At 52.7% G+C, this 7,696-nt stretch carries 7 protein-coding genes and 1 pseudogene; 6 read left to right on the top strand and 2 right to left on the bottom strand.

The features are described 5' to 3' along the window. Positions 1-194 precede the first annotated feature (194 nt). Positions 195-812, top strand: a complete 618-nt coding sequence (locus FHC52_RS22230) for a hypothetical protein (RefSeq protein ID WP_259280440.1) — start codon at positions 195-197, stop codon at positions 810-812. A 35-nt stretch (positions 813-847) separates the two neighbouring features. Here FHC52_RS22230 and FHC52_RS22880 read toward each other — a convergent pair. Further along, a pseudogene (locus FHC52_RS22880) lies at positions 848-931 on the bottom strand (YkgJ family cysteine cluster protein); the annotation flags it as partial. Between the two features lie 164 nt (positions 932-1,095). Here FHC52_RS22880 and yeiP point away from each other — a divergent pair. After that, positions 1,096-1,668 carry an elongation factor P-like protein YeiP gene (yeiP, locus tag FHC52_RS22225; RefSeq protein ID WP_008500940.1) on the top strand — a complete coding sequence of 191 codons (573 nt, stop codon included), beginning with the start codon at positions 1,096-1,098 and terminating at the stop codon, positions 1,666-1,668. Between the two features lie 117 nt (positions 1,669-1,785). On the opposite strand, the gene uxuA is transcribed toward yeiP, so the two are convergent. Further along, a complete protein-coding gene (gene uxuA, locus FHC52_RS22220) occupies positions 1,786-2,976 on the bottom strand; it encodes a mannonate dehydratase (RefSeq protein WP_220420273.1) in 1,191 nt (396 codons plus the stop codon). Between the two features lie 203 nt (positions 2,977-3,179). Between uxuA and FHC52_RS22215 the strand changes: the two genes are divergently transcribed. From FHC52_RS22215 to mepS, 4 genes are all read left to right on the top strand, one after another. Continuing rightward, on the top strand, positions 3,180-4,646 hold the full coding sequence (locus FHC52_RS22215; RefSeq protein ID WP_126348452.1) for a mannitol dehydrogenase family protein: 1,467 nt from the start codon (positions 3,180-3,182) through the stop codon (positions 4,644-4,646). A gap of 122 nt (positions 4,647-4,768) precedes the next feature. Next, on the top strand, positions 4,769-5,755 hold the full coding sequence (locus FHC52_RS22210) for a GTP-binding protein (RefSeq protein ID WP_220420272.1): 987 nt from the start codon (positions 4,769-4,771) through the stop codon (positions 5,753-5,755). A 33-nt stretch (positions 5,756-5,788) separates the two neighbouring features. Further along, positions 5,789-6,502, top strand: a complete 714-nt coding sequence (locus FHC52_RS22205; RefSeq protein WP_220420271.1) for a phosphatase PAP2 family protein — start codon at positions 5,789-5,791, stop codon at positions 6,500-6,502. A gap of 415 nt (positions 6,503-6,917) precedes the next feature. Beyond that, the gene (gene mepS, locus FHC52_RS22200) at positions 6,918-7,487 is read left to right on the top strand and encodes a bifunctional murein DD-endopeptidase/murein LD-carboxypeptidase (protein WP_008500946.1); all 570 of its coding nucleotides are present in this window, start codon (positions 6,918-6,920) and stop codon (positions 7,485-7,487) included. The last annotated feature ends 209 nt before the right edge of the window (positions 7,488-7,696 follow it).

Raw genomic sequence — 7,696 nt, 5'->3', positions numbered from 1 at the left:
TGCCCTAACAGGATCCCGGTCATCTCAAAATTGGTGTTAGTGTTAGACATATATTCAAGCCTATCTCTTATCTGGAGATACAGCTACTGTCTGGTGTTTCAGGGGGCTACATCAACGGTTTTTCACAGACATGGCCTGAGTGGTGCCTCGCTATAGGATTTATCGTAGGGGTAGCAATCTCTGTTTTTGCTTACATGTACGATCAGCTAAGAAAGACTACTGTTCTTTTTTATGACTTTGATGATCAAATGATGGCATGTTACCAGCAACTTCATGATAGTGGAGCCAAGCTCGCAAGCTGCTCAAAAGTATGGCATATAGAAGCTTCTGGAGCCGTTTATGACCCCAAGTATCATGCCGGAGCTGGTAACTTACTACGCAGAAAAGTCACATCAATCAGCAAATCAAAGCCTCCCTTTGTTAAAACAAATATTGAGACGATTGCTATCAATGTCGGTCGCCAAACATTGCATTTTTTTCCAGATAGAGTACTCGTTTATGACCGTGAAGGTGTAGGCGCTGTTGGTTATAACCAGCTATTCGTTAATGTAGGTGATAGTCGATTCATTGAGAGCGAAGGTGTACCTGGAGATGCCATAGTCGTTGGCAGGACATGGAAGTATGTGAACAAGTCTGGAGGCCCAGACAGAAGATTTAAAGACAATTCAGAACTTCCTATATGTCTTTATGAAAATCTTTCGTTTACAAGTCATTCTGGACTAAATGAGTTATTACAACTGTCTAAAACTGGCTATGGAGAAAGCTTTTCACATTCAATTGAAACACTTAACAAAAAAATCATTTCTGCTTAGCTATGTCATTTTTATACTGAGAATAATTGACTGTTAGGCTTGCCCTCGGGCATTCCTGGAATGGGGCTTGAAATGGACGGTGCAATACAGCACGCGCCACAATCGGGACGACAATCCATAAATGCTCTCTTTCGCTGGCGAATGCCCGTACGGTCGGGCATAGCGCGCACAGTAACACCTTTTGTGTATTGATAGCAAAAGCCACGAATTCCTCTTGCCTGAAAGGCCGCGCGCGAGTAATTTGGCGCGATATTTTTTACCTCCCGTAAACAGGATTACTGCAATGCCAAGAGCGAACGAAATTAAGAAAGGTATGGTACTGAATTACAACGGCAAATTGCTGATTGTGAAAGATATCGATATTCAGGCACCAAGCGCCCGTGGTGCAGCTACGCTGTACAAAATGCGTTTCGCCGATGTGCGTACCGGCCTGAAGGTGGAAGAGCGCTTTAAAGGGGACGATATCGTCGATACCGTGACCCTGACCCGTCGCTATGTTGATTTCTCCTACATCGACGGCAACGAATATGTGTTCATGGACAAAGAAGATTACACCCCGTATATCTTCACCAAAGACCAGATTGAAGAAGAGCTGCTGTTCATCCCGGAAGGCGGTATGCCTGATATGCAGGTTCTGACCTGGGACGGCGTGCTGCTGGCGCTGGAACTGCCTCAGACCGTCGATCTTGAAATCGTTGAAACCGCACCAGGCATCAAAGGCGCATCCGCCAGTGCCCGCAACAAACCGGCTACCCTGACCACCGGCCTGGTTGTGCAGGTGCCGGAATACCTTTCTGCTGGCGAGAAAATCCGCATCCATATCGAAGAAAAACGCTATATGGGTCGCGCTGACTGATTGCGGCGTTTGTCGGGTGGCGCTACGCTTACCCGACCTACGAAAAAACCGGCCCAGAAGCCGGTTTTTGTGTTTTTGTAGGCTGGGTAAGGCGAAGCCGCCACCCGGCAATTCCGGTTACAGCAGCTCCGGATACTTCGTCAACTTCAGCGCCAGCTCAACGCCGCGCACTTCCGCCATCCCTTTAAGACGGCCAATCGCCGAATAGCCCGGGTTGGTTTTCTTACGCAGATCGTCCAGCATCTGGTGTCCGTGATCCGGACGGAACGGGATAGGACGCACATCGCCAGCCTGCTTGCGACGCGCCTCTTCCGCCAGAATAGCGTCTACCACCGCGACCATATTCACATCACCGCCCAGGTGCGCCGCCTCGTGGAAGGTTTTTGGATTCTCTTCACGGCAGGTCGCGCGCAGATGCGTGAAGTGGATGCGATCGCCGAAGGTTTCAATCATCCGCACCAGGTCGTTATCCGCCCGCACACCGTAGGAGCCGGTACACATGGTAAAGCCGTTGTGGATGCTGTCGACCGTCTCTTTCAGCCACTGCATATCTTCAATCGTAGACACGATACGCGGCAGGCCGAGGATAGGACGCGGGGGATCGTCCGGATGTACCGCCAGGCGAACCCCCACCTCTTCCGCGACCGGCACAATTGCGCGCAGGAAATACGCCATGTTTTCACGCAGCTGCTGCTTATCAATATTGCCGTACTCCGCCAGGCGGGCGCGGAACTGATCCAGCGTATACCCCTCTTCGGCACCCGGCAGGCCCGCAATAATATTACGGGTCAGCTTTTGGATATCCGCGTCGCTGGCGGCATTGAACCATTGGAGCGCCTGCTGCTGCTCTTCAGCGGTGTAATCCGCTTCTGCGCCAGGGCGTTTCAGAATGTGCAGTTCGAATGCCGCAAAGGCAATCTGATCGAAACGCAGCGCTTTCGAGCCGTCCGGCATCTGATATTCAAGGTCGGTTCGCGTCCAGTCCAGGATAGGCATGAAGTTGTAGCAAACGGTATCAATACCGCAGGCCGCGAGGTTACGGATGCTCTGCTGATAGTTGGCAATCCAGGTCTGATACTCGCCGGAATGGGTTTTGATGTCTTCGTGAACCGGAATGCTTTCCACTACAGACCAGGTTAATCCCTTTTCCGCCAGCAGCGCCTGACGCGTCTGGATTTCCTCTACCGGCCAGACCTGACCGTTAGGAATATGATGCAGCGCCGTGACGACACCCGTTGCGCCAGCCTGACGCACATCATCAAGAGAAACCGGATCGTTCGGCCCGTACCAACGCCAGGTTTGTTCCATTGCCTCACCCTCTTAAGTTGTTATACCAATATGCATTACTACAATGACGACTACCATACATGTTTACCGCGAAGGGTCAATACGCCGCCACACATTGATTGATCAAACTCACATAACGGGGATATTTACGGCTCACCAATTTTATTTGCTGTCATATAACTTTACACTGGCATTGTTAATTAATGGTTAATCAGGTGTATCTCATGAAGACAATTGCCTCCACCGCCCTTCCTGCCCGGGTTCAGCAACCGCGCTACGATCGTCAGCAACTGCGCTCCCGCATCGTCCACTTTGGCTTTGGCGCGTTTCACCGTGCGCACCAGGCCTTGTTAACAAATCGGGTGCTGAATGAAAAAGGCGGCGACTGGGGGATTTGTGAGGTTAGCCTCTTCAGCGGCGACGTGCTGATGAGCCAGCTGCGCGCGCAGGATCATCTGTTCACCGTGCTGGAAAAAGGGGCTGAAGGAAATGAGGCGATTATCGTCGGTGCCGTCCATGAATGCCTGAACGCAAAGCTGGACTCCCTGCCCGCCATTATTGAGAAATTTTGCGAGCCTCAGGTCGCGATTGTCTCGCTCACCATCACAGAGAAAGGCTATTGCATCGATCCCGCGACCGGGAAACTCGACCTGAATAACCCCCGGATCGTCCACGACCTTGAAAACCCCTCAGAGCCACATTCCGCCCCTGGGATCCTGGTCGAAGCGCTCCATCGCCGCCGCGAGCGCGGCCTGCCCGCCTTTACCGTGCTCTCCTGCGACAATATACCGGACAACGGGCACGTGGTGAAAAACGCCGTGCTGGGCATGGCGCAAAAACGTTCCGCAGGGTTATCTGAATGGATCGATAGCCACGTCAGCTTCCCCGGAACGATGGTCGACAGGATTGTCCCCGCCGCGACGGAGGCCTCGCTGGCGGAAATCACCGACGCGCTCGGCGTGGAAGATCCGTGCGCCATCAGCTGCGAGCCGTTCATTCAGTGGGTAATAGAAGATAATTTTGTCGCCGGCCGTCCCGAGTGGGAAGTGGCGGGTGTCCAGATGGTGCAGGATGTTCTGCCGTGGGAGCAGATGAAATTACGCATGCTCAACGGCAGCCACTCTTTCCTGGCGTATCTCGGGTATCTTGCCGGCTACGCGCATATTAATGAATGCATGGAGGATGCAGCGTTCCGAGAAGCCGCCCGTCGGCTGATGCTGAACGAGCAGGCCCCCACGTTACGGATTAAGGATGTCGACCTCACCGCGTATGCCGATAGCCTGCTCGAACGCTTTGCCAACCCGGCCCTCCAGCATCGGACCTGGCAAATCGCGATGGACGGTAGCCAGAAGCTTCCGCAAAGAATGCTGGACGGGATCCGCGTTCATCTTGAGCGAAACACGCCGTGGTCGCTGCTGGCCCTGGGCGTGGCCGGCTGGATACGCTACGTCAGCGGCACCGACGAGCGCGGCAACGCGATTGACGTTCGCGATCCCCTCAGCGATAAAATCCGCACGATCGTCAACGCCAGCAGCGACATCGACCGCGTCCCCGCGCTGCTGGGGCTGAGCGAAGTGTTTGGTCACGATCTCGCGCACAATCGTGTTTTTGTTGAGGCCGTTAGCCAGGCCTATCAGCGCATCACCCGTCACGGCGCACGTCAGGCTGTTATCGAAACGTTAAATATTTAACGATTGTTGCGCTTAACGCGAACGGATAAAGCCTCCGTTCGCCCTTCCCCTTCTCACAGGTCACGTTTTTCGCCAGGATAGAGAACAGTGTTATCGCATCATCATTCTCATCTGGAGCGCACGTGACCAAAACCAACCTCATCACCGGTTTTCTCGGCAGCGGTAAAACCACCTCAATTCTCCACCTGCTGGCGAATAAAGATCCGGCCGAGAAGTGGGCCGTGCTGGTCAATGAATTTGGCGAGGTGGGCATTGACGGCGCGTTACTGTCATCCAGCGGCGCGATGATTAAAGAGATCCCCGGCGGATGCATGTGCTGCGTCAATGGCCTGCCGATGCAGGTGGGGCTCAATACCCTGCTGCGTCAGGGCAAACCCGACCGCCTGCTGATTGAGCCCACCGGGCTGGGCCACCCGAAGCAGATCCTCGATTTACTGACCGCCCCGGTTTACGAGCCGTGGATCGATCTGCGCGCCACACTGTGCCTGCTCGATCCGCGTCAGCTTCTGGATGACAAGGCGGTGGCCAACGAGAACTTCCGCGATCAGCTCGCCTCGGCGGACGTTATCGTCGCCAACAAGGAAGATCGCGCCACGCCTGAAAGCCAGGCCGCGCTGGAGGCGTGGTGGCAACATTTTGGCGGCAATCGCACGCGGGTGCAGACCACCCAGGGGAATATTGATAGCACCCTGCTTGACCTGCCTCGTCTGAACCTCACCGAGCTGCCTGCCAGTGCGGAACATGCGCACAGCCATCCGGTTAAGCAGGGTCTGGCAGCCCTGAGCCTGCCGGAGCACCAGCGCTGGCGTCGTAACCTGAACAGCGGCCAGGGATACCAGGCCTGCGGATGGATTTTCGATGCTGAGACCGTTTTCGATACTATCGGGATTCTGGAGTGGGCCCGCCTTGCGCCCGTCGATCGCGTGAAAGGGATCATGCGCACGCCGGACGGACTGGTGCGGATCAACCGCCAGGGCGACGATTTCTTCATTGAAACGCAGAACGTGGCGCCGCCTGACAGCCGAATAGAGTTAATTAGTGCGGTTAACGCCGACTGGAATGCCCTCCAGTCCAGCCTGTTGAGGATTCGTTTAAGTTCGGGCGGCTAACGTTGCCCCAGTTTTCACTCTATGCAGAACGTTATGACAACTCGATTTCCCCTGATATTACTGCTTAATGTCGCCGGTCTGGCGCTTTTCTTCTCCTGGTATATCCCGGCGAATCATGGTTTCTGGTTCCCCCTGGATTCTGGCATCTTTCACTTCTTCAACCAGGCGCTGGTGAAGAGCGACGCATTCCTGTGGCTGGTGGCCATCACCAACAACCGCGCCTTCGACGGCTTCTCGCTGCTGGCCATGGGCTGCCTGATGCTCTCTTTCTGGCTGAAAGAGGATAAAGCGGGACGTCGGCGTATTCTGATTATCGGTCTGGTAATGCTGCTGTTTGCTGTCGTCATTAATCAGCTGGCTACCGCGATTATTCCGGTTAAGCGTTCCAGCCCTACGCTCTTTTTCACCGATATTTATCGCGTCAGTGAGCTGCTGCATATTCCAACAAAAGATGCGTCGAAGGACAGTTTCCCCGGCGATCACGGCATGATGCTGCTCATTTTTTCCGCAGTCATGCTTCGCTATTTCGGCCGAAAAGCGTTTGCCATAACCCTGATTATTTTTGTGGTTTTTGCCTTCCCGCGCGTAATGATTGGCGCTCACTGGTTCACCGATATTGCTGTCGGTTCGCTCTCCGTTGCGCTGATTGCGCTGCCGTGGTGTTTAATGACCCCGCTGAGCGACAGGATAATAGCGTTGTTCGATCGCTATCTTCCCGGTAGAGCGCAACAACAATTAAACAAATAACTAACCTAAATTAACGTGAGCTATCAGGGATCGACATGATCCCCGATAGCCTTCCCGCCACGATCTTTTCCCTCTGTCATATTCCTGTCATCACATTCATGATAAAAATGAAGCAATTGCGCGATCACGCGTCGGATCTGACCGCATTTTAAGCAATTACGGATTTTTACTTTCTGTATCACATTTTCTTATAAAAAAAAGGCTTTTTTTACTCGCAATACCCCTGGCAATCGGTTAATCTCGAACTCGTTTTGCCCCATAGGGATAATTATTTCGATGGTGAATAATTTTGTGCGCTATGCCACAAATGTGACCAGAAAGAATTGTCTCGATGTGAACAGATAATTAGTCTCGTCACGTTTGGCATTTTTATAACGATATTTGTCGTTAAGGACTTCAAGGGAAAATAAACAAAATGGTCAAATCTCAACCGTTTCTGAGATATATCTTGCGGGGGATCCCGGCGATAGCAGTCGCGGTACTGTTATCTGCATGTAGTACATCGAACACCGCGAAGAATATGCATCCTGAGACGCGTGTTGTGGGAATGGAAGATTCCTCTTCACTGCAAGCCTCTCAGGATGAATTTGAAAATATGGTACGTAATCTGGACGTGAAGTCCCGCATTATGGATCAGTATGCTGACTGGAAAGGCGTGCGTTATCGTCTTGGCGGCAGCACGAAAACAGGTATTGATTGTTCCGGTTTTGTACAGCGTACGTTCCGCGAGCAATTTGGGTTAGATCTTCCGCGTTCAACCTATGAACAGCAGGAGATGGGCAAGTCGATTTCACGTACCAAACTGCGCACCGGTGATTTAGTTCTGTTCCGCGCGGGGTCTACAGGTCGACATGTTGGCATCTACATTGGTAATGACCAGTTCGTACATGCCTCCACCAGCAGCGGTGTGACCATTTCCAGCATGAACGAACCGTACTGGAAGAAGCGTTATAACGAAGCGCGCCGCGTACTGACCCGCAGTTAATATAACTATTGTATCGTTGGTTATCCCTTGGCTGGCGATATGATGAAAAAAAGCACTGCTTCGGCAGTGTTTTTTTTTGCCCGTTACACTGAATACTGATCTTGACCCGCCATTTCCGGACAGCTTTTGTATCTTAAGTTAACGATGCCCGCTGCCGCCGGTATTCTCTCGGAGAGTGATATCCCAGCGCACTATGCGGGTGATTTTCA

This window comes from Enterobacter sp. EC_64, assembly GCF_019584165.1.
GTDB classification, from domain to species: domain Bacteria; phylum Pseudomonadota; class Gammaproteobacteria; order Enterobacterales; family Enterobacteriaceae; genus Enterobacter; species Enterobacter roggenkampii.
Note: the sequence above shows the minus strand (reverse complement) of the source record. Positions and strands in the feature narration are given on the sequence as shown.